General features: G+C 67.0%; 20 protein-coding genes. 6 read left to right on the forward strand and 14 right to left on the reverse strand.

The annotated features are described in order from the left end of the window. Positions 1-3: 3 nt before the first annotated feature. From ACQY78_RS22085 to ACQY78_RS22110, 6 genes are all read right to left on the reverse strand, one after another. Positions 4-1,152: a CaiB/BaiF CoA transferase family protein gene (locus tag ACQY78_RS22085; protein ID WP_428678756.1), complete on the reverse strand. Its 1,149-nt coding sequence runs from the start codon at positions 1,150-1,152 to the stop codon at positions 4-6. Beyond that, the gene (locus ACQY78_RS22090; protein WP_428678758.1) at positions 1,149-2,348 is read right to left on the reverse strand and encodes a CaiB/BaiF CoA transferase family protein; all 1,200 of its coding nucleotides are present in this window, start codon (positions 2,346-2,348) and stop codon (positions 1,149-1,151) included. Before ACQY78_RS22090 ends, ACQY78_RS22085 begins: the two co-directional genes overlap by 4 nt. Positions 2,349-2,412: 64 nt before the next feature. Next, complete coding sequence (gene dctP, locus ACQY78_RS22095) at positions 2,413-3,435, reverse strand: TRAP transporter substrate-binding protein DctP (RefSeq protein ID WP_428678761.1); 1,023 nt, start codon at positions 3,433-3,435, stop codon at positions 2,413-2,415. Positions 3,436-3,454: 19 nt separating this feature from the next. After that, the gene (locus ACQY78_RS22100) at positions 3,455-4,744 is read right to left on the reverse strand and encodes a TRAP transporter large permease (RefSeq protein WP_428678763.1); all 1,290 of its coding nucleotides are present in this window, start codon (positions 4,742-4,744) and stop codon (positions 3,455-3,457) included. Further along, complete coding sequence (locus ACQY78_RS22105) at positions 4,741-5,250, reverse strand: TRAP transporter small permease subunit (protein ID WP_428678766.1); 510 nt, start codon at positions 5,248-5,250, stop codon at positions 4,741-4,743. The genes ACQY78_RS22100 and ACQY78_RS22105 overlap by 4 nt, the downstream gene beginning before the upstream one ends. Positions 5,251-5,656: 406 nt before the next feature. Beyond that, entirely contained in the window at positions 5,657-6,487 is an 831-nt protein-coding gene (locus ACQY78_RS22110) for a hypothetical protein (protein ID WP_428678768.1), read from the reverse strand. A 106-nt stretch (positions 6,488-6,593) separates the two neighbouring features. Between ACQY78_RS22110 and ACQY78_RS22115 the strand changes: the two genes are divergently transcribed. The 5 genes from ACQY78_RS22115 (at position 6,594) to rpmB (ending at position 11,474) form a co-directional block, all read left to right on the forward strand. Then, complete coding sequence (locus tag ACQY78_RS22115; RefSeq protein WP_428678771.1) at positions 6,594-8,462, forward strand: ABCB family ABC transporter ATP-binding protein/permease; 1,869 nt, start codon at positions 6,594-6,596, stop codon at positions 8,460-8,462. After that, complete coding sequence (locus ACQY78_RS22120; RefSeq protein ID WP_428678774.1) at positions 8,449-9,606, forward strand: MFS transporter; 1,158 nt, start codon at positions 8,449-8,451, stop codon at positions 9,604-9,606. The genes ACQY78_RS22115 and ACQY78_RS22120 overlap by 14 nt, the downstream gene beginning before the upstream one ends. Positions 9,607-9,621: 15 nt before the next feature. Further along, a complete protein-coding gene (meaB, locus tag ACQY78_RS22125; protein ID WP_428678777.1) occupies positions 9,622-10,620 on the forward strand; it encodes a methylmalonyl Co-A mutase-associated GTPase MeaB in 999 nt (332 codons plus the stop codon). After that, a complete protein-coding gene (locus ACQY78_RS22130; protein WP_425069838.1) occupies positions 10,610-11,092 on the forward strand; it encodes a YcgN family cysteine cluster protein in 483 nt (160 codons plus the stop codon). Before meaB ends, ACQY78_RS22130 begins: the two co-directional genes overlap by 11 nt. 76 nt (positions 11,093-11,168) lie before the next feature. Next, positions 11,169-11,474 carry a 50S ribosomal protein L28 gene (gene rpmB / locus ACQY78_RS22135; RefSeq protein WP_428678781.1) on the forward strand — a complete coding sequence of 102 codons (306 nt, stop codon included), beginning with the start codon at positions 11,169-11,171 and terminating at the stop codon, positions 11,472-11,474. A gap of 171 nt (positions 11,475-11,645) precedes the next feature. Here the strand turns inward: rpmB and ACQY78_RS22140 are convergent, their stop codons facing one another. The 4 genes from ACQY78_RS22140 to ACQY78_RS22155 all read right to left on the reverse strand — a co-directional run bounded on the left by ACQY78_RS22140 (position 11,646) and on the right by ACQY78_RS22155 (position 16,286). After that, positions 11,646-12,641, reverse strand: a complete 996-nt coding sequence (locus tag ACQY78_RS22140) for an esterase-like activity of phytase family protein (protein WP_428678784.1) — start codon at positions 12,639-12,641, stop codon at positions 11,646-11,648. Positions 12,642-12,659: 18 nt separating this feature from the next. Then, on the reverse strand, positions 12,660-14,573 hold the full coding sequence (gene cobT, locus ACQY78_RS22145; RefSeq protein ID WP_428678786.1) for a cobaltochelatase subunit CobT: 1,914 nt from the start codon (positions 14,571-14,573) through the stop codon (positions 12,660-12,662). Between the two features lie 14 nt (positions 14,574-14,587). Then, on the reverse strand, positions 14,588-15,592 hold the full coding sequence (gene cobS, locus ACQY78_RS22150) for a cobaltochelatase subunit CobS (RefSeq protein ID WP_428678789.1): 1,005 nt from the start codon (positions 15,590-15,592) through the stop codon (positions 14,588-14,590). A 112-nt stretch (positions 15,593-15,704) separates the two neighbouring features. Then, positions 15,705-16,286 (reverse strand): J domain-containing protein, encoded by a 582-nt coding sequence (locus tag ACQY78_RS22155; RefSeq protein WP_428678792.1) that lies wholly within the window; start codon positions 16,284-16,286, stop codon positions 15,705-15,707. A gap of 46 nt (positions 16,287-16,332) precedes the next feature. Here ACQY78_RS22155 and ACQY78_RS22160 point away from each other — a divergent pair, with 46 nt between their 5' ends. Next, positions 16,333-16,620, forward strand: a complete 288-nt coding sequence (locus ACQY78_RS22160) for a BolA family protein (protein ID WP_428678794.1) — start codon at positions 16,333-16,335, stop codon at positions 16,618-16,620. On the opposite strand, the gene ACQY78_RS22165 is transcribed toward ACQY78_RS22160, so the two are convergent. From ACQY78_RS22165 to ACQY78_RS22180, 4 genes are read right to left on the reverse strand one after another with little or no spacing between them, the layout of a single operon-like run. Continuing rightward, positions 16,617-17,270: a DUF2889 domain-containing protein gene (locus ACQY78_RS22165; protein WP_428678796.1), complete on the reverse strand. Its 654-nt coding sequence runs from the start codon at positions 17,268-17,270 to the stop codon at positions 16,617-16,619. The two genes, ACQY78_RS22160 and ACQY78_RS22165, sit on opposite strands and share 4 nt — an antisense overlap. 28 nt (positions 17,271-17,298) lie before the next feature. Further along, positions 17,299-18,603, reverse strand: coding sequence for an HlyC/CorC family transporter (locus ACQY78_RS22170; protein ID WP_428678799.1), 1,305 nt, complete (start codon positions 18,601-18,603; stop codon positions 17,299-17,301). A 7-nt stretch (positions 18,604-18,610) separates the two neighbouring features. Next, positions 18,611-19,738 (reverse strand): 3-dehydroquinate synthase, encoded by a 1,128-nt coding sequence (gene aroB / locus ACQY78_RS22175; protein WP_428678802.1) that lies wholly within the window; start codon positions 19,736-19,738, stop codon positions 18,611-18,613. After that, positions 19,735-20,457: a shikimate kinase gene (locus ACQY78_RS22180; RefSeq protein ID WP_428678804.1), complete on the reverse strand. Its 723-nt coding sequence runs from the start codon at positions 20,455-20,457 to the stop codon at positions 19,735-19,737. Before ACQY78_RS22180 ends, aroB begins: the two co-directional genes overlap by 4 nt. Positions 20,458-20,741 lie beyond the last annotated feature (284 nt).

Consider the following 20,741-nt stretch of genomic DNA (forward strand, 5'->3'; position numbering starts at 1 on the left):
TCCCTAGGCCAGCAGGCCGGCGGTCTTCAGTGCCTCGGCCCGGGCAGCATCGATTCCCCAGTCGGCCAGCGCGCCTGCCGGGTCGTCCCGCCGCGCCAGCTCCGCCGGCCTGTCGTTGCCCGGCATGCGCGGCGCGGGCACCGGCTGGACGATGCCGTCGAGGGTCGTGAAGGAGCGGCGCGCCGCGAGATGCGGATGCGACGGCGCTTCTTCGACCGAGAGAACGGGGGCCACGCAGGCGTCGCTGGCGGCGAACAGCGCCGCCCATTCGTCGCGCGTCCTGGTGAGGAGCTTCGCCGCGATCAGCTGCCGCACGCGCTCCTTGGCTTCGGCCGTCGTGGGCGTGAGATCCGGATGCCCGCGCAAATCCAGTCCCGCGATGTCCGAGAAGACTTCGCGAAAGCGGGTCTCGATCGGCGCCACGGAGAGGTACTTTCCGTCGGCACAAGGATAGACGGCGTAGTAGGGATCGCTGCCGTCGAGCGCGTTGGTGCCGCGCTCGGTCGAGAAGAGGCCGGCGGCGTTGACGCCGTAGAAGACCGTCATCAGCGACAAGGCGCCGTCGACCATCGCGGCATCCACGACCTGGCCCTTGCCGGTCGCACGGGCCTGAACCAGCGCTGCCAGCACGCCCATCGCGATGTAGAGCGCACCGCCGCCGAAATCCCCGACCAGATTGAGCGGCGGGATCGGCGGACCGTCTTTCGCGCCGATGGCATGCAGGGCGCCCGAGAGTGCGACGTAGTTCAGATCATGACCGGCATAGGCACTGAGCGGACCCTCCTGGCCCCAGCCGGTGACGCGGCCATAGACGAGGGCGGGGCGACGCGCGAAGCAATCGTTCGGGCCCAGGCCAAGTCTTTCCATGACGCCCGGGCGGAACCCTTCCAGGACGATATCGGCCTTGGCCACGAGATCGAGCGCAAGGGCCTTGCCCTGCGCCGCCTTCAGGTCGACGTCAATCGTGCGCCGGCTGCGATAGAGGAGATTGAAGCGCTCCGGCTTGTGCGTACCGAGCTGGACCTTGGCCGTGCGGTCGACGCGCAGCACCTCGGCGCCGAGTTCGGCCAGCAGCATGGCCGCCATTGGCGACGGCCCGATGCCTGCGAACTCGACGATCCGGACTCCGGATAGAACGCCCTTGCCGCTCATTTGCCCGCCTTCACGACGCCCGCCGCGGTGAGTTCCTCGATTCGCTCCGGCGAAAGGCCGAGCTCGGTCAGGATGTCCTGGAAGTCGGCGCCCATGCGCGGCGCCGGTCGGTCGTGCTGCGGCGGCGTTCGCGACCATTCCGACGGCACGCGCATCGACAGCACGCGGCCCTCGGTCGGATGTTCCTGCTCGCGGAAGAAGCCGACTTCCTGGAGGTGCGGATCCTCGAACACGTCGCTCAGCCCGTAGAGGGGAGTCGCCGGGATGTCCGCCTCGGCCATCACGTCCAGCCATTCGTCGGTGGTGCGGGTGGTCAGGATGTCGGCGACGATGTCGTAGAGCGCGTCGGTGTTGCGCGTGCGTGCGCCGATGTCGGCGAAGCGCGGATCGTTCTCGAAGAGTTCGAGCTTGTCGACCGACCGGAAGAAGCGGCGCCACTGCTCGTCGTTGTAGGGAAGGATCGCGAGGTAGCCATCGCGGGTCGGATAGGGGCGGCGGCTGCGCGAGAGCTGGCGCGCATAGCCCGGGGGACCGATCGGCGGGACGAAGGCATGGCCGCCGATATGGTCTCCGAGCACGACGCTGGCCATAGTCTCGAACATCGGCACGTCGATCCGCTGGCCACGTCCCGAACGCGTGCGCTCGTAGAGCGCGCTCGCGATCGTCATCGCCGCATAGAGGCCGACGAAGCGGTCGACGACGGGAAACGGCACATAGCGCGGATCCGAACCGGCCGACTGCCCGTAGAGCGAGGGGATGGCCGTCATGGCCTGGATCAGGTCGTCGTACGCCGGGCGCTTCGCGTAGCGGCCATGACGGCCGTAGCCGTAGACGCCGACATAGAGCAGCTTCGGGTTGATCGCCTCGAAGACCTCGTAGGTGAGGCCGAGCTTTTCCATGACGTGCGGTCGCAGATTGTAGACCAGCACGTCCGCGCGGCGCGCCAGGTCGAGCAGCAGTTGCCGGCCGCTCTCGCTCTTGAGGTCGATCGAGATGCTGCGCTTGTTGCGATTGACCGCCAGGAAGGCCGCGCCCATGCCGTCACTGCGGCCGGGACCGATACCCCGCACCGAATCGCCGCCCGCCGCCTCGACCTTGGTCACGTCGGCGCCGAAATCGCCCAGGAGCTGCGTCGCGTACGGGCCCATCAGCACCGTCGTCAGATCGAGAACCTTCACGCCGGAAAGCGGCATCATCAAACCCCACGAAACGCGATACGTCCTCCCGGCCCCGCGGCAGGACCGGGAGACCCAAGCGACCTCAGTTCTTCTTGGCGAGCTGGTCGCGGTATTCCTTCAGGACCACGCTGCCGGCCTTGCCGCGCTTGTCGAGGTCGGCCGCCCACTGGTCTGCGACGTCGCGCGTCTTGGCATCGAAGTCGGCCTTCTCGGCATCGGTGAGGCGCAGCAGCGACATGCCGCCCTGCACGAGGCGATCGCGGTCACGCACGTCGTCGACCATCACCTTCTCGCAGTTCTGGCGGGAGTATTTTTCCGCCAGCGTCGACATCACCTGCTGGACGTCGGCCGGCAGGGATTTCCACTTGCGGTCGCTGATGATGTAGCTCGAGATCCAGCCGCCGAAGTTCACGTCTGCCGTGCCGGTCTTCACCAGTGGATTGAGATCGTACGGGAACAGGCTGGTGTAGACGAAGTTGATGCCGTCGACCGTTCCGCGCGACAGCGCTTCGCGCACTTCCGGCGTCGGGATCTGCACCGGCACCGCGCCTATGCGCTGCATCACGGCGGCCTTGGCCGAGCCCGTGACGCGGATCTTCATGCCCTGCAGATCCTTCAACGAATTGATCTTCTTCGCCGTGAAGACCTGATAGGGCGGCAGGTTCTGCACCAGCAGCGGGCGGACGCGGTTGGCATCGAAGTCGAGCTTGCGAAGCTGGCTGTCCGCGTTGACCAGGTTGTAGTAGGCCATGGCGCCGTTGCAGCCGACCGCCTCCGCGAGCGGCAGTTCGGCGACCGGCGACAGCGCCATCTTGTCGGGCACGAAGGACGGCACGACATAGGCCATGTCGGCCACGCCGCTCTGCGTCAGCGACAGCATGTCCTTGGCCTTGCCGAGCTGCTCCGCCGGATAATACTCGAACTTCACCTTGCCGCCGGTCTGCTTGGTGACCTCTTCCATCCACGGCTTGGTCATGTTCTCGACGACGTAGTGGCCGGCGGGAAACGAATCGGCGATCTTGATCACGATCTGCGCCGAGGCAGTCGCGGCCGAGCCGGCGACAGCGGCGAACGCCAGCAGCGGTATGCGGAAATGGGCGATCATGTGAATCCTCCTGTTTTCTTCACTGCATGTTGGACGGAAGCCACATCACCAGTCCCGGAACGACCGTCAGCAGGACCAGAATGAGGATGTGCGCGACGACGTGCGGCCAGACGCCGTGGAACACGGTGCCGAGTGGCATGCCCGTCGTTTTGGAGACGACGAAGACGTTGAGCCCAACCGGCGGCGTGACCATTCCCAGTTCCGCCGTGACGACCACGATGACCCCGAACCACACCGGGTCGAAGCCCAGCGCCTTGATGACCGGCAGCACCACCGGCACCGTCAGGATGAGGATGGCCGCCTGGTCCATCACGCAGCCCAGCACGATGTAGCCGAACAGGATGATCGCCAGGATGACGAAAGGATCGAGCGGCAGCGCCGAGACCCAGCTGACGATCGAGTAGGTCGTGCGGGTCAGCGTGAAGAAGTAGCCGAAGATATGCGCGCCGACGATGATCAGCAGGATCATGCAGGTCGTCCGTGCCGACCGGGAGCAGGCCGACATGAAGGCGGTGAGGCTGAAGTTTCCGCTGCGCACCGCGAGGCCCAAAGCCCCGAGGGCGCCGATCGCCGAGGCCTCGGTCGGGGTCGAAAGGCCGGTGTAGATGCACACCGTGATCAGCCCGAAGAGCAGCAGCATCGGTCCCAGTTCCTTCAACGCGCCGAACTTCACGCGCCAGGGAACGGAGACCGCCGTCGGGGCCGCCTTGGGATCGAACAGCACGATCACATAGACGGTGAGCATGATGGCCAGGGTCACGATGAGGCCGGGGATGACGCCCGCGATCAGCAGCTTGCCGACGCTGATGTCGGCGATGACGCCATAGAGGACCAGCGCGACGCTGGGTGGAATCAGCATCGCCAGCGTGCCGGAGATCGCGACCACGCCGCTGGCCAGCTTGGGATCATAGCCCTGGCGCAGCATCGCGGGCAGGCTGGTCGAGGCCAGCGTGGCGGCGGAAGCGGTGCTCGAGCCCGAGATCGCGCCGAACCCGGCACCGGCCAGGGCGGTCGCCATCGCCAGGCCACCGCGGACGCGGCCGACCCACAGCGAGGCCGCCTCGAAGAGACCATTGGCGATGCCGCTCAGGATCACGAATTCGGCCATCAGGATGAACATCGGGATCGAGACCAGCTCGTAGGCGCTGACGCTGGAGAGCGTTGTCGTCTCGAGGATCCCGACCAGGCTGTCCCAGCCGCCGATCATGAACAGGCCCACTGCGCCCGCGACGGCGAGCGAGAAGGCGACGGGCACGCCGAACAGCAGCAGCCCGCCCAGCAGGAGACAGGCGATCAGAACAGGGCTCATACGCCGTGGTCTCCTTCAGCCGCATCGCGTTCCAGCGTCGCGTCGGATTGAACGACCTGGACCAGCAGGCGCAGCACGAACAGGCCGAGCCCCACCGCGACGATCGTGTAGATCGGCCAGGTGACCCAGATGTAAGGGCCAATGATCTCGTCTCCGCTCACGAAGGCATCGAGGGCCTTCACGGCGAAGGCCCCGCAGGCGATCGAGAAGACGGCGGCTGCGAGGACATTGCCCAGACGGTTGAACGCCGACCGCACCGCCGGAGGCAGCAGCTTGACGAACAGGTCGACGGCAATGTTGCCGTGACAGCGCTGGACGTAACCCAGCGGCAGGAAGAACAGCGCCGCCATCACGTAGAGGCCGATGAATTCATAAGCCCAGGCGAGCGGCGCGTTGAAGGCATAACGAAGGATCACGTCACACGCGATGATCGCCATGATCAACACGGTCGCGGCAATTCCCAGGTATCGGGCGCCGTTCTCGCAGGCGCGGATGACTTTGATCAAAGTTCCTCCTCGACGTCCGTTCCGCGGCCGTTTTTTACTTATTGGATACTCTTTCCGTATTTTGAAAGAATATTCAAACTGGAATCGGCGACGATGCCGCTACGCGGACCCAAATGGTCCGGCACGGCCGCACGATGGACGGAGAGGAAGATCGAGGAACGGCGTCACGACGCCACCCGCATCCCGCGGGTTTGCAGACCGTGGCCCGTCGGGCGTCGGTTCCGTCGATGGCGATAGGGCGAATTTTGAGCCGTCGAAAGGCCCGGGCGTCGCAGCCGCGCGAGGCCTGAGTCTGCCCTTTCAGACTCCGCTCCCCGGTAGGGGAAAGGTTGGGTGAGGGGGCGACGCACCTCCTGTAACCCCCTCACCTAGCCACTCCCCCTATCGGGGGAGAGGAACATGAGGGCTACTTCCGCATCGCTTGGCTTTCGTCCGGCGTCATCGGGCGTTCGCGGAAGGAGAGGATGCGGCCGCGGATCGTGCCGAAGCCGGTCTGGGCTTCGAGCTTGGCAGGGTAGCGGATCTGGCTCTGGTCCATATGGGCCAGCCAGACGCGCATCGGCCGTTCGCGCTCGGTTTCGGCCTCCTTCGGTGCGCTGTCGAACTCGCCGGCCACGCGCTTGGTGAAGATCTCGCAGACGAGGACGTCGCCCTGCGCGCCGGGGATCCCGGCGGAGGCGGCGGGCTCGGTGCCGACCTTCTTGATGATGACGTCGATGCGGCGCTTGCCGTCGTTGGTCTGCACCGTGCGGTCGCAGGCCGCGTCGCCGGCCATGCCGACGCTGAGCGCGGCCGAGAGCGGGTCGAGCGAGCCGCGCCGCTGCTCCTCGGAAATGGTGTTCTGCGGCGACGGCGTGTAGGCGGGGTTGTGGCTCTCCTGCACGGTGCTTCCGGCATATTGCGCGATCCAGGTGCGCGGCTTGTCGCCGACGACGATGGACAGCGAGCCGGCGGCCGGCCGCGCGCCTTGCGGGGAGAAGCCGCCCCAGGCGCGATTGCGGCCGTCATAGTGCATGGTGACCGCGCGCAGCACGCCTTCCTTGAAGGTGCGGCTTTCGATATCGTAGTTCGGACCGTTGAACTTGGCGGTAAGGTCGATTCGGAAGCCGGACAGGCCCGCGAAGGTGATCTCGTAGGCAATGTCGACCTGGCGCGCGTCGGAGGCGCCCTGGGCCGATGCGGCCGCAGGCGCGGCCACGCTCAAGACGATCGCTGCCAAGGCCCTACGAAAACTCATGAGACTCCCTTTCCCGGAAGGGCTTACGTCGGCTCCATGGGCACGATAGAAGCCCGACGCTCCCTTCGCCACCCAACATGGTGGCCCAATAAGGCATTTTTCGTTCATGTCGAAACCCGGCCCTGACGGCATCCCCAAGGTCGACGGCCCCCGCGCCTGGGGCGTCATCACGATTCTCGGACGCCATTTGTGGCCGAAGAATGAATTCGCCCTGCGGGTCCGGGTCGTGATCGCCCTGGTGCTGCTGGTGATCGCCAAGGTGACCAACGTCTACGTCCCGCTCCTCTACAAGGACGCCGTCGATGCGCTGGGAACGCCCGCGGCGCAGGCGGTCGCGGTGCCGATCGCCCTGATCGTCGCCTACGGGGCCGCCCGCGTGGCCGCGCAGGCCTTCGGCGAAATTCGCGACGCCATTTTCGCCCCGGTGGCCCAGCGGGCGATCCGCAACCTGGCGCTCGTCGTGTTCGGGCATCTCCATGCACTGTCGCTGCGGTTCCATCTCGAGCGGCAGACGGGCGGCATCAGTCGCGTCATCGAGCGCGGCACGCAGGGCATGGATTTCCTGATCCGCTTCACGACCTTCAACATCCTGCCGACGCTGTTCGAGATCATGCTGGTCGGCGGCATCCTGTGGAGCCTCTACGACTGGCGCTTCTCGGTCGTGACGCTGGTCGTGGTCGGCGTCTACATCGTCTTCTCGATCGTCTTCTCGGAATGGCGCATCAAGTTCGTGCGCTCGATGAACGAGGCCGACACCGAGGCGAACGCCAAGGCAATCGACAGCCTGCTGAATTTCGAGACCGTGAAGTACTTCGGCAACGAGCCGCACGAGGCCAGGCGCTACGATGTCGGCCGCCGGCGCTACGAGGATGCCGCCATCCGCTCGAGCCGCACGCTCTCGCTGCTCAACATCGGGCAGGGAGCCATCATCTCCGTGGGCCTCGTCGCCGTGATGGCGATGGCGGGCCAGGGCGTGATCGCCGGCACGATGACGATCGGCGACTTCGTGGCGGTCAACGCCTTCCTGATCCAGCTCTACATGCCACTCAACATGCTGGGCTTCGCCTATCGCGAGATCCGCAACGCGCTGGTCAACATGGAGAAGATGTTCGGCCTCCTCGACGTGCCGGCCGAAATCGCCGACAGGCCGGGTGCGCCGCCGCTCGCCGTGGCCGGGGCTGAGATCGTGTTCGATCATGTCGACTTCTGCTACGAGCCGTCGCGGCCGATCCTGCACGATGTCAGCTTCCGCGTGGCGCCCGGACATACGGTGGCCATCGTCGGCTCGAGCGGCGCCGGCAAGTCGACCATCTCGCGCATCCTGTTCCGCTTCTATGACGTCTCGTCGGGCCATGTCCGCATCGACGGGCAGGACATCCGCGAGGTCCAGCAGGGGAGCCTGCGCGCCGCCATCGGTGTCGTGCCGCAGGACACCGTGCTGTTCAACGACACGATCTACTACAACATCGCCTACGGAAGGCCCGGCGCCAGCCGCGAAGAGGTCGAGGAGGCCGCCCGCCTGGCCCGCATCCACGATTTCATCGTGGCCCTGCCGCAGGGCTACGAGGCCACGGTGGGCGAGCGCGGGCTGAAACTCTCCGGCGGCGAGAAGCAGCGCGTGGCGATCGCGCGGACCATCCTCAAGAATCCGCGCATCCTGCTGTTCGACGAGGCGACCAGCGCGCTCGACACGCGCACCGAGCAGGAGATCCAGCGCTCGCTGGAAGAGGTCAGCCGCGGCCGCACCACGGTGATCATCGCCCATCGCCTGTCGACCATCATCAACGCCGACGAGATCATCGTGCTCGACCGCGGCCGGGTCGCCGAGCGCGGCCGTCACGGCGAGCTGCTGGCCCGCAATGGCCTGTATGCCGACATGTGGCGGCGCCAGCAGGAGGCCGCCGCCGCGGCCGAGCGCCGCGTCGAGGAGGCGGCCTCCTTCCGCGCCGAAGGGCATTTGCGTGTCGGCGACTAGCACGCCCGCCACCGGCCCCTGGCGTTCCCTCGTTCCCGTCTTCGCCGCCTGCGCCGCCATCGGCCTGCAGTCGGGCGCGGTGATGCCGCTGGTGCCGCTCGCGCTGGAGCGGCAGGGCGAGGACAAGCTCACCATCGGCATCGTCGCCGCCGCCTGGGCGCTCGGCATGCTCACGACCGGGCCGTACATTCCCCGGCTGGCCGCCCGCTTCGGCGCCGTGCCGCTCATCCTGGCCGCCGTCCTGGCAGGTTCCCTGTGCACGGTCGGCTATACGCTGACCACGGATCCGGTCGCCTGGTTCGTGCTCTCCTTCCTGCACGGCGCGGTCGGCGGCGTGCCGTGGGTGGTGAGCGAGATCTGGATGAACCTCGTCGTCGAGGAGAAGCGGCGTGGCCGGGTCATGGCGATCTATGCCGCGATGTTCGCGGGCGGCATGGCGCTTGGACCCTTCGTGCTGCAGCTCGTCGGCGTCTACGGGCCGGTGCCGTTCCTGACCTGCGCCGGGCTCGCCCTTCTGGTCGCCCTGCCGCTGCTGCCCTACAGGTACCGGGCGCCGGCAATCCGGCATCACGCCGACAGTGGATACGGCGCCATCTTCGTGGCGGCGCCGCTGGCCATGCTCGCGGCCTTTGCGGGAGGCCTCGGCGAGCAGGTCGCCTTCAGTTTCCTGCCGGTCTATGCGGTCAGCGCCGGCGTCGCGCCGGAGACCGGCGCGCTGTGGCTCTCGGCCTTCGTGGTCGGCAACGTGGCCCTGCAATGGCCGATCGGCTGGCTGGGCGACCATGTCGACCGGCGCGGCGTGCTGGCGGGTTGCACGCTGGTCAGCGCCGCGCTGGTGATCGGTCTCACCTTCGTGCCGGCCCAGTCGTTTGGCATCGTGGGTGTCATCATGCTGTGGGGCGGCATCTCGTTCGCGATCTATCCGGTGGGCCTGGCACTGCTCGGCCAGCGCTTCCAGGGCGGCGACATCGCGCGCGCGAATACCGCCTTCAGCCTGATCTACGTCGTGGGCGGGCTGGTCGGCCGGCCGCTCACGGGGGCGGCCATGGATGCGGTCGGCGAACCCGGTCTTGGTTGGACGCTGGGCTTTTTCTACGCGATCGCCACGGTGGGCGCCTTGCTGGCAATGCGCCGCCGCGGCTGATAAGGCTGGTTGCCGATGAATGCGTCCGCAGCGATTTCCGGCGAGTCGGCCGACCCCCTTCTTGCGCCCCTGCTGGCGGGCGACCGGCGTGCGCTCGCACAGGCCATCACCCTGATCGAATCGACCCGCAGCGACCACCGTGCGCGTGCCGATGCACTGCTGGCCGAGGTGCTGCCGCACACCGGCAAGTCGGTGCGGCTGGGCATCACCGGCGTGCCCGGCGTCGGCAAGTCGACCCTGATCGAACGCTTTGGCCTGTCGCTGCTGGAGCGAGGCCGTTCGCTGGCCGTGCTGGCGATCGATCCCTCGTCCAAGCGCGGCGGCGGCTCGATCCTGGGCGACAAGACGCGCATGGAAGAGCTGTCGCGGCGCCGGGAGGCCTTCATCCGGCCGTCGCCGGCCGGCATCACCCTGGGCGGTGTCGCCCGGCGCACGCGCGAGACGATGTTGCTGGTGGAAGCCGCCGGGTTCGACACGGTGATCGTCGAGACGGTGGGAGTCGGGCAGTCCGAGACGGCCGTCTCCGACATGGTCGACATGTTCATCGTGCTGCTGCTGCCGGCCGGGGGCGACGATCTGCAGGGCATCAAGCGTGGCGTGATCGAACTGGCCGACCTGATCGTGGTCAACAAGGCCGACGGCGACCTGAAGGCGACGGCCAGGCGCTCGGCCGCCGACTACCAGCATGCGCTGCGCATGCTGCGCTCGCCGACCCCCGGCTGGACGCCCGAGGTCACCACCAGTTCGGCCCAGACGGGCGACGGCGTCCTCGAGATCTGGGATGTCGTCGAGCGCTTCAACAAGGCGGTGGGCGAGGCGGGGATCCAGAAGCGCCGTGCCGAGCAGGCCCGCGCCTGGATGTGGAACGAGGTTGGCGAAACCCTGCTGGCGCAACTGAAGGCGCACCCCGACGTGCGTCGGCTGGTCGGCGGTCTGGAGCGCGAAGTCGAAGCCGGCCGGCTCACGCCCGCCGCGGCGGCCCGGTCCATGCTACAAGCCTTCCATGGTCGCTAAATCCTTCCTGAAGCGCGCCCGACGCGCGGCCGACGCCCAGAAGGAACCCTTCTGGAAGCGCAAGACCCTCGCCGAGATGACCCAGCAGGAGTGGGAATCGCTGTGCGACGGCTGCGGCATGTGCTGCGTCAACAAGCTGGAATACGAGGGCACGGGCGAACTTGCCCAGACCGACACCTGCTGCCGGCTGCTGGATCCCAAGACGGCGCTCTGCAAGGACTACAAGAACCGCAAGAAGATCGTGCCGGAGTGTATCCAGCTCACCCCAAAGGTGGTGGCCAAGATGGATTGGCTCCCCAGGACTTGTGGGTACCGGCTGGTCCACCTGAAGCAGGACCTCTACTGGTGGCATCCGCTGGTCTCGGGCGACCCGAACAGCGTGCACGAGGCGGGAATTTCGGCCCGGGGACGTGTCATCCCCGAGGACCAGGTTGAGGATATCAGCGAAAGAGTGGTGGACTGGTTCGCTTGACGGGCACCCTTTCGGCCCGTAAAAAGCCGGCCTTCCCGCCCCCCGGCGGGATCGTTTTTTTTTAGCGGATATCGCCATGCCTCGTCGTTGCGCCCTCTCGGGCAAGTCCGTCCAGTACGGCAACAATGTGAGCCACGCTAACAACAAGTCGAAGCGCCGGTTCATGTCGAACCTTCAGGTCGCTTCGGTCCTGTCGGATGCGCTGGGACATGCGGTGCGCCTGCGCCTGACGCCGCGCGGCATCAAGACCATCGAGCACAATGGCGGCATCGACGCCTACCTGCTCGACACGAACGACAGCAAGCTCACGCCCGAGATGAAGGTGCTGAAGCGTCGCGTCGTCTCGGCCAAGGGCAAGAAGGAAGCGAAGAAGGCTGCTTAGAGCCTTCTAGGGCTCAGTAGAACTGTATCCTCCCCATTCAGATGGGGAGGTGTCGTCGTCCTAAGACGACGGAGGGGTCATGACCTTCTCAACACTCATGACCCCATCGCCCTGTATGACGGGGCACTTCCCCATTTGAATGGGGAAGCAACGAGCACCAATCTGCCTCTGCTAAGGCGCCAGCTCGAACAGCATCAGAATGTTGCGCTGAAGCGGATTGAAATTGTCATCCGAGATCAGCCAGAGCAGCGTCTCGCCGTTGGCGCCGCGTGTGGCCGCCAGCCCTTCGAGATTGTCGACCGCATAGGGTGAGGCGAGGCGCGCCAGCTCCTCGGGCTGCACCGTCGCGCCGGGCTTGAGCTGGCTGGCCTCGAACCGCATCACCCGGACCCGGACCCCGCGCACCAGGTCGAAGGCCCTCTCCAGGGTGGCGAAAGAGCCATCCGGGAGGAGCGCCAGCGCGGTCGGCTTGTAGTCGGGGATCGTGGCATAGGCGAAAGGGTTCCAGACGTAGCGGCCACTGCCGTCGGGCTTGCCGATCCAGCCGGTCACCGTCGCGGGATGCAGGCTGTATTCCTCGCTGATGGCGATCAGCGTGCCGTCGGCCAGCGCCGTCATCGCCTCGATGCCGCCATTGGCGGGCTGGCGGCCGATATCGGCCGGCCCATCGACGGGCAGCGGCGTCGCCGTGAGCGACGTGTAGCGCCAGAGCCGGTGGCGGCGCTCGAAGGCCACCATCCATGATCCATCCGGCAGGCGTGCCATCGCCTCGGCATCGGCCTCGGGCTTGCTGTCGATCGGCTTGCCGTCCAGTCCGCGCAACTGCCCCATGGTGGCGTCAGCCAACCCCACCAGCATGCCCTTGGCATCGAAGCGGGGCGTCGCGACCAGCCAGGCGCCTTCGTCGGAAATCGAGGTCAGCGTGCGCCCGTCCGGCGTGATGTGCAGATCCGACAGGCCCCCGAAATTGCGCGAACTCGCACGCATCTCGAGGCCGCCCCGCCAGATCAGGCGGCCGACCCGCGTCGCCTTGGGCTCGTCGATCTTGAGGGTGAGCGGCGAGCTCTCGATGGTGACGGGCTGTTCCTGCGCGCCGGCCGGCGGCGGCGAGACGCCGGCGCAGGCCGCGACGAGCAGGCAGGCGGTGAGGAGGAAGCGGTTCGTCACCGGAAGCAGACGCGAGGCTTAGGCCGCGCGCTTGCCGGACTTGCCGCCCTTGCCGGGCTGCTTGCCCGAGCCGCGGGCGGCGCGCGTGTCCTTCTTCTCGTCGTCGTCGAACAGCGAGGCGAGCTGCTCCATCATCGTGCCGCCCAGCTGGTCGGCGTCGACGATGGTGACGGCGCGACGATAGTAGCGCGTGACGTCGTGACCGATGCCGATAGCGACCAGTTCGACCGGCGAGCGCGTCTCGATCCAGTCGATCACGTCACGCAGGTGCCGCTCGAGATAGTTGCCGGGATTGACCGACAGGGTGGAATCATCGACCGGCGCGCCGTCGGAGATCACCATCATGATCTTGCGCTCTTCGGGGCGCGGCAGCAGGCGGCTGTGCGCCCACAGCAGCGCCTCGCCGTCGATGTTCTCCTTGAGGATGCCCTCGCGCAGCATCAGGCCCAGGTTCTTGCGGGCCCGGCGCCACGGCGCATCGGCCGGCTTGTAGACGATGTGGCGCAGGTCGTTGAGGCGGCCCGGGTTGGCCGGCTTGCCGGCGGCGAGCCACTGCTCGCGGCTCTGGCCGCCCTTCCAGGCGCGCGTCGTGAAGCCCAGGATCTCGACCTTCACGCCACAGCGCTCGAGTGTGCGCGCGAGGATGTCGGCGCTCATCGCCGCAACCGTGATCGGCCGGCCGCGCATCGAGCCGGAATTGTCGATCAGCAGCGAGACCACGGTGTCGCGGAAGTTGGTGTCGCGCTCGGTCTTGAACGACAGAGCGTGCATCGGGTTGGTGACGACGCGGGTGAGGCGCGCGGCGTCGAGGATGCCCTCGTCGAGATCGAACTCCCAGGCGCGGTTCTGCTGCGCCATCAGGCGGCGCTGCAGGCGATTGGCGAGCTTGCCGATCACGCCTTGGAGATGCGCGAGCTGCTGGTCGAGATGGTTGCGCAGGCGGCCGAGTTCCTCGGCGTCACACAGCGCGTCGGCCTCGACGATCTCGTCGAACTTGTTGGAATAGGCGTGATACTGCTGGCCGGCGGGCTCGTTGCTGAGCGCACCCGGCGGCAGCCACGGACGCTCGGCGCGGCCCGGCTCCTCCTCGTCGCCCGAGCCCATCTGCATCTCGGTCTGGGCCTGGTCGGCGACGGTCTCGGAAGCATCGTCCTGCTCGGACGCATCCTCGGATTCCTCGCCCTGGGCACCGTAACCCTGGGTCTCGCTGGAATCGCTCTGGTCGTCGCCGGTCTCGTTCGACTGACCGTCGGCGTTCTCCTGGTCCTGCGAGTCCTCGTTGTCGTCGTCCTGCAGTTCGGCCGTCTCGTCGCCGAGCTTGAGGTCGCGGATGAGCTGGCGGGCGGCGCGGGCGAACGCTTCCTGGTTGGTGAGCGAATCGCGCAGCTTCTGGAAGTCGCGGCCGGCGGCGCTTTCGATGTCGGAGCGCCACATGTCGACCATTGCCTTGGCCGATTCGGGCGGCTCGGCACCGAGGAGCTGCTCGCGGGCGATCAGGCCGATCACGTCGGCGATCGGCGCATCTTCCTTGGTCTTGATGCGGGCATGGCCGCGCTGGTCGGAGCGCTGGCGCCACAGGGCGGAGAGATTGTCGGCGACGCCGACCATCTTGCGGGCCCCCAGCGCCTCGACGCGGACCTGCTCGACCGCCTCGAAGATCGCGCGCGCCGCCTCGCCGCGCGGCACGCGACGCAGATGGGTCTTGCGGTCATGATGGCGCAGCTTCAGCGCCATCGAGTCGGCCTCGCCGCGGACGCGGCTGACATCCTCGACTGGCAGATCGCGCGCCGGCACGGTGATGCGGGCTTCCTGGCCCAGCAGTGAACCGCCATCGGGAACGAAGGCTACGTTCACTTCCTTGCGCGACACCGCCCGCATTGTGGTGGCGGTGACGCGACGAAACTCCTCGAGGGGAGTGGAGTCCTTGGCCATGCGGCCCTCTCCGGTTAGTGCAGCTTGCCGCCCTTGGCGCTCGACGACGGCAATTCCTTGCCGAAGCAGCGTTGATAGTACTCGGCGAGCGTGCTGCGTTCGACCTCGTCGCACTTGTTCAGGAAGGTGAGACGGAAGGCAAAGCCCACGTCGCCCCCGAAGATGCGCGCATTCTCGGCCCAGGTGATCACCGTACGCGGCGACATGACGGTCGAGATGTCGCCGGCGATGAAGCCCGCGCGCGTCAGCTCGGCCAGTGCCACCATGGCGGCGATGGTCTTGCGGCCTTCGTCGCTGTTGTAGTGCGGCGTCTTGGCGGCGACGATGTTCACTTCCTGCTCGTGCGGCAGGTAGTTCAGCGTCGTCACGATCGACCAGCGGTCCATCTGGCCCTGGTTGATCTGCTGCGTGCCGTGATAGAGGCCCGTCGTGTCGCCGAGGCCGACCGTGTTGGCGGTCGAGAACAGGCGGAACGCCGGATGCGGATGGATGACCTTGTTCTGGTCGAGCAGGGTGAGCTTGCCGTCGACCTCGAGCACGCGCTGGATGACGAACATCACGTCGGCGCGGCCGGCGTCGTATTCGTCGAACACCAGGGCCGTCGGGTTCTGCAGCGCCCAGGGCAGGATGCCTTCACGGAACTCGGTCACCTGCTTGCCGTCGCGCAGGACGATCGCATCCTTGCCGATCAGGTCGATGCGCGAGATGTGGCTGTCGAGGTTGACGCGGAGGCAGGGCCAGTTGAGGCGGGACGCGACCTGCTCGATATGGGTCGACTTGCCGGTGCCGTGATAGCCCTGGACCATGACACGGCGGTTGTGGGCGAAGCCCGCGAGGATCGCCATCGTCGTGTCGTGATCGAACAGGTAGGCATCGTCGACCTGGGGAACATGCTCGGTCGGCGTGCTGAATGCCGGCACTTCCATGTCGGTATCGATGCCGAAAACCTGACGCGCAGAAACCTTGATATCCGGCATGCCCGAAACATTCTGACCCGCCGCGGTCGTCGTAGAGGCCATCAAACGAATTCCTACAAAACAATGCCCGCCAATTGCGGGCGAATTGATAGTCGCAGGCAGGATTGTGCACTGCAAGCAGCCAAATGCAGGAGCTGCCCCAAGCGGGGCTAAATCATTCGACGGGAAGGTTCTCTGAGGCTCGCAGAGTGGAATAGGCGGCGTTGATTTCCTTGAGCTTCTCCTCCGCCTCCCGGGCGCCGCCGTTGGCGTCCGGGTGGTGGAGCTTCACCAGCTCCTTGTAGCGGGATTTCACGTCTTTCCGCGTAAGGGGCCATGAAAGTTCAAGGACATCGAGGGCGTTGCGCTCCGCCGGGGTGAGTTGCTCGCTGCCATCGTACTTGGGCGGCGGCTTTTCCCCGAGACCGGCATCGTCGGCCAGGCCGAACGGGTCCTTGATGTGGGCATACGGATTGCCGTTGCGGCGGGCGCCCAACGGCCAGACCGGCCGCCGCCAGGTCGTGTCGGCGCGGATGTGAGCCTCGATCTCGTCGGAGTCCAGGCCGGCGAAATAGTCCCACTTCTTGTTGTAGTCGCGGACGTGCTCGAGGCAGAACCAGCGATACTCGTCGAGCTTGTCGCGCGCGCGCGGCGCACGATATTCACCCTGGAGCCGGCAGCCCGCTGCCTCGCAGACGCGCTGGTGCGGCTTCGCACCATCCAGTGCTGCCAGTGGGTTCGCTCTCCGTCGGGCCATCGGGCTAATATGTGTTCAACCAGTAGAACCGGCAAGATGAGGCAAGATGGTCATGGGCAAGGTGGCGACAGCGATTGACAGCAAGCTTCGGGCGGCCTTCGAACCGGTGCGTCTGGCCATCGAAGACGAGTCCTCGAAGCATCACGGCCATGCCGGTTGGCGCGAAGGGGGCGAGACGCATTTCCGCGTGGAGATCGTGTCGCCGGCCTTCGAAGGAAAGACCCGCGTCGCCCGCCAGCGTCTCGTCTATGCCGCCCTCAAGGAAGAACTCGACGCCGGCCTGCACGCGCTGGCGATGGAAACCTTGACGCCGGCCGAAGACGGAAAGCGCTAGCCTTCCATCTCCACGTCCTTGCCTTCGACGGCCGCACGCACGGCTTCGGCGTCGGGGCCGGTATAGAAGTGCGGCACCCAGCGCTTGGTGACCTCGCTGTCGGACGCCCAGGTGTGGCAGGTGTCGAGCATGTAGGGCTTGCGCGGGGGCTTGCGCGGCGCATCGGGATCCTTCGGCGGCAGGGTGCCGGTCTTTTCACGATGCGCCCGGTTGAGATCCTGCGCCTTCTTCGACGAAACGGTCTGGAAGACCGTCGTGGCCACCGGCCCCAGCAGCTCGACGATGTGGGTGCAGCCATGGATGCCGCCCAGCCGCTCGCGCACCGCGCGATGGAAGCCGCCGCCGATGCGCAGGCCGATCAGCTTCTTGAAGGCCGGCGCGATGTCGCCGCACATGCTGTATGGCGACTTGTCGGTCACCGCCTCGGCATCGACGATCGTGAACTTGTGGTCGATCGTCAGCCGGATCGACATGTCGTGCACGAAGTCGCCCGGCTGCAGCGGGCCGCGCCATTCGTTGGCGTGTTCGTAGGTCTTCTCGTCGGTGATGCGGCCTTCGATGTCCCACAGCCCGTCGTCGCGGAAAAAGCCCTGGCAGACGACGCGGCGCGTATGAAGGTGCTGTCGCCCGACCGGCGGCGAAAGCGGCATGGTCGTTCCTCGTTGTGTCAGGTGGAAGTCAGTTGCCTGCCTGTATGGCGGCGGGCGGCACGATCCGCAACTCGGCGACGCGGGTGCCCTCGCGCTTCAGAATCTCGAAGCGGAAACCGTAAAATGCATAAACCTGGCCGACTTCGGGGATGCGTCGCGCCTCGTGCAGCACCAGTCCTGCGATGGTCGTGGCGACACTCTCCGGCAGGCCCCAGCCGAACTCGCGGTTGAGGTCGCGGATCGGCACGTCGCCCCGGCAGACCACGCTGCCGTCGTCGCGCCGGGCGACGCCGCGGCGGATCGCGTCATGCTCGTCCTCGATGTCGCCGACGATCTCCTCGATGATGTCCTCGAGCGTCACGATGCCGCGCAGCGCGCCGTATTCGTCGACCACGATGGCGAAATGCTCGTGCCGGGCGCGGAACGCCTCGAGCTGGTCGAACAGCACCGTGGATTCCGGAATGAACCAGGGCGGGGTCAGGATCGGATCGATCTGCACCGATTTCGGACCGCCCGCCGCCTCGACGGCCCGGAAGAGATCCTTGGCGTGCATGATGCCCACCACATTGTCGGCCTCACCGCGATAGAGCGGGATGCGCGTGAAGGGCGCCGCCAGCATCTGCGTGACGATGGCGTCGGTCGGCTGGTCGGCGTCGATCAGCACGACGTTGCCGCGATGGGTCATGACGTCGCCCACCGTGCGGTCGCCGAGATCGAGAACGGAGCGCAGCATCGCCTTCTCGGCCGGCGCGCTGTCGCCGATCTGGCCCTCGCCGTGCAGTTCGATGGCGCCGCGCAGCGCTTCGCTCTGCTCGTCGGCGTCGGGCGTGCGGTCGGTGCGCACATTCAGAAGCCTGAGGAAGAAGCGCGAGACGGCGGCGACGCCGCGCGCCATCGGGCCCAGGATGGTCAGCGTGACCATGATCGAGGGCGCCAGCGCCAGGGCCACCCGGTCGGCCCGCAGCAGCGCCCAGGTCTTGGGCATGACCTCGGCGAAGATCACGATCAGGATGCCGATGACCAGCGTGGCGTAGACCACGCCGGCCGCGCCGAACAGGGCCGTCAGCACCGCCGTCGACAGCGACGCGGAGAAGATGTTGACCACGTTGTTGCCCAGCAGCACGGCGCTCACCGTCTCGTCCTTGCGGTCGAGCAGCGCATTCACGATGACCGCGTTCGGATGGCCCTGCAGGGCAAGGCGATGCATGCGCGGCCGCGAGGCGCCGGTGATCGCCGTCTCCGCGGCCGAGAGGTAGGCCGCCAGGAACAGGCAGACCACCACGAGGGGAATCGCGAGGGAAAGCGGGATGTCGAAATGCAGCTCGGCGTCCATGCCGCTCCTAGGCCGCGATGGCGTCGTCGAGCAGGCCGCGCAGGCCGGCCTCGTCGACGTCGCGGGTGACGAAGGAGCGGCCGATGCCGCGCGCGAGCACGAAGGTGAGCTTGCCGCCCTCGGCCTTCTTGTCGCCGCGCATGTGCTCGACCAGCTTCGCCGCGTTCCAGGTGCGGCTGTTGTCGCCGCCGATCGTGCGCAGCCGGACCGGCAGGCCGATGGCGCCGAGATGGCGGCGCACGCGCTCGGCATCCTCGGGCGGGCAGAGGCCCAGCCGGGCCGACAGGTCGAAGGCCATCGCCATGCCCGCGCCGACCGCTTCGCCGTGCAACAGCGCCCCGCCGAAGCCGGTTTCGGCCTCCAGCGCATGGCCGAACGTGTGGCCGAGATTGAGCAGGGCGCGGAGGTCCGTGGTCTCGCGCTCGTCGGCCGCCACGATGCGCGCCTTGGAAAGGCAGCTCTGCTCGATCGCGTAGGTGCGTGCCGCGGCATCGCCGGCCAGCACGGCCTCGCCGTTCTTCTCGCACCAGGTAAAGAAGTCCGGATCGTCGATCAGCCCGTACTTCGCGACCTCGGCATAGCCCGCCAGCAGCTCGCGGCGCGGCAGCGTGTCGAGCACCGCGGTATCGGCGAGGACGAGGCGCGGCTGGTAGAAGGCGCCGACCAGGTTCTTGCCGTGGCGGGTGTTGATGCCGGTCTTGCCGCCGACCGAGGAATCGACCTGTGCGAGGAGAGTCGTCGGCACCTGGATGAAATCGACGCCGCGCAACAGCACGGCCGCGGCGAAGCCCGTGAGGTCGCCCACCACGCCGCCGCCCAGCGCCACCAGCGTGGTCTTGCGGTCGGGTCGCAGGTCGAGCAGCTCGTTCATCAGACGGCTGAAGCTCGCGAAGTCCTTGCTGCTCTCGCCGGCCGGCACGGTCACCAGGCGGGTCTCGACGCCCGCTTTGTCGAACGAAGCGGCGAGGCGCGCGCCGTAGAGCGGCGCCACCGTGTCGTCGCTCACGATCGTGACCCGCGGCGCGGCCAGCAGCGGGCGCGCGAGTTCGCCGGCGCGGTCGATCAGGCCGGGACCGATGGCAATGTCGTAGGCGCGACCGGCCAGGTCGACGCGAATGGTGCGAGGTGAACTCATGCCGTTTGTCCTGTCGTCTGGGCCTGCAGATGCGCGCGGATCGCGTCGATCACCTGCTCGGTGGTGCGTTCGGCCGGTTGGGCGGTCGAATCGACCACGATGTCGGCCTCTGAATAGATCGGGTAACGCTGCTGCATGAGGCGCGCGAGAATTTCCTTGGGGTCGCCCTGGCGGAGCAGCGGACGGTGCGTGCGCTTCTTCACCCGGTCGAACAGCACGTCGAGTTCGGCGCGCAGCCACACCGTCAGGGCGCGGGTCTTCATCAGCGCCCGTGTCTCGGGGTCCATGTAGGCGCCGCCGCCGGTCGACAGGACGTGTGGGGTTTCCTCCAGCAGGCGGCCGATCACGCGGCGCTCGCCCGCACGGAATTCCTGCTCGCCATATCTTTCGAAGAATTCAGCGATCGTGCAGCCGGCCGCGCGCTCGATCTCGTCGTCTGCATCGACGAACGGGAGGCCGAGTCTTGCCGCCAGCCGTTTGCCGATGGCGCTCTTGCCCGCGCCCATCAACCCGACGAGGGCCACGGTGCGCGGCAAGGACAGGGGGGAAGTGGCGTCCATGTCGAGCTGCAGCTCATGGATGTCGCCCATAATGCCTCGGGTTTCAAGCGACCGGTCCCGAAGTCGTTCGTCTTCGCTCTCGGCAATTGCCGCCCGGACGGCGGCCGAGTAGGTTGCCGGCGTCGTGGCAATGTTCCGCTCCAGAAACCGATTCAGCATGCCCACCCTGCGTCTCGGGCCTGTGATAATCGTTGCCGTCCTGACCCTGGTGTTTGCCGGGTTGGTGGCCCTTGCGGTCGTCGAACCGCGCCCCCCACTCAAGCACTTCGAGATCACGGTGCCCAATGAACGTTTTGCGCGCTAGCTGCAGCGCGCTGGCGGTCCTTGTCGCTTCCCTGACGTTCGGATGGCCTTCGGCCCAGGCGCAAGTCCCGGCCCAAATCCAGGCCCAGACCATCGATTTCGATAGCCGCCCGAGCGGTTTTCTCACCCAGAAGACCGGC

This window comes from Reyranella sp., from assembly GCF_965279625.1.
In the GTDB taxonomy this organism is placed as follows: Bacteria; Pseudomonadota; Alphaproteobacteria; order Reyranellales; family Reyranellaceae; genus Reyranella.